The organism is Streptomyces sp. NPDC059696, assembly GCF_042733745.1.
GTDB lineage: Bacteria > Actinomycetota > Actinomycetes > Streptomycetales > Streptomycetaceae > Streptomyces.
In genome coordinates, this window is record NZ_JBHWFG010000119.1 from 1 (window position 1) to 1253 (window position 1253).

1 protein-coding gene is annotated in these 1253 nt (G+C 65.0%); it reads right to left on the reverse strand.

Features of this window, described 5'->3' with window-relative positions; all coding sequences use genetic code 11:
• A partial coding sequence (locus ACFV20_RS37005; protein WP_385665534.1) for an MFS transporter occupies positions 1 to 981 on the reverse strand: 981 nt, incomplete at its 3' end.
• Positions 982 to 1253 lie beyond the last annotated feature (272 nt).

The window sequence follows — 1253 nt, forward strand, 5'->3', positions numbered from 1 at the left end:
CCCGAAAACCAGCATGGCCGCACCGAGCAGCCAGAAGTTGTTGATGAAACCGATGGCGGCAATGGGCAGGCTGCCCAATCCCCACGTCACCACCATGACGGTCAGATAGCGTCGCGGCAGCCGGAATGACGCAGTGGCCAGTGCAGCCAACGCGCTCCCGGCACCCATGATGGCCAGGAGGAAACCGAACATCCGCGAGTCGCCGCCAAGTTGGTCCTGGACTACGAACGGCAACAGGACCTCGATGGGGCCGATCAGGAACAGCACGGAAAGGCAGGCCCAGATCAAGGTCCACAGCAGCCACGGTGTCCGTATGGTGTACGCGAAGCCTTCCTTGAGGTCGTGGAAGAAGGAACTCGAACCCTGCGGCTCAGGTGGTTCGGCACTGCGGCCATCCAGGGCTTCCCGGCTGAGGAAGTTCAGGATGCCGAACGCCAGGCAGTGGCACACGGCAACCCCGGCCACGGCAAACGCGGGCGACAACGACGCCACCACGATGCCCGCCACCGCAGGACCCGCGGCTTGCTGCAGGATCGGCCGGACGGTGCCTTCCATGCCGTTCGCCGCGAGCAGGTCCTCCGCCGGGAGGATGCGGGGCAGGATGGCCGAGTACGCGGGAAAGAAGAACGCCTGGCCCACGCCCAGCACAAACGCACCCAGCGCCAAGTGCCAAAGCTGGAGGACATTGAGGATGGCCAGCAAGGATACCGTGGCGATGACGGCCAGGTTGGCACCCTCAACTGCGATGATCAGGATCCGCTGCGGAAACCGGTCGGCCGCGATCCCGCCCACCAGGACAAACGCCACCAGGCCGACGCTCGCTGCCGTTGCCACCAGGGACAATTCCAGCGGGCCCCCACCGAGGTGGATCACCTCGTAGACCATGGCCACGGCCCACATGCCGGAACCGAAGATCGAAATGGACAGCGCGGAAATAAGCACACGGAATTCCCTGTGTGCAAAAGGACGCAGCGCTCTCATTGCAGCCACCCCACAAGCCTAAGCCTGCCCGCTGATGCCGTGGAAGGCGGGGACGTGGAGGGGAAGCCGCGGAAGGAACCTCTGTTGCGAAGCGCCAGTTATGAAGCGCCCGACGGCGGGGCGTCGCCGTCGTCGATATCCGGACCTTCGGCGGGATCCTGGCTGTGCAGGCCGATATCGTGCGCCACCCAGCCGTCCGTCTCGCCTTCGGCGGGGGCGTCGGTGTGGTGCCTGATGACGTGCTCTTGCTTGTCGGTGGCGCTCATTACGGA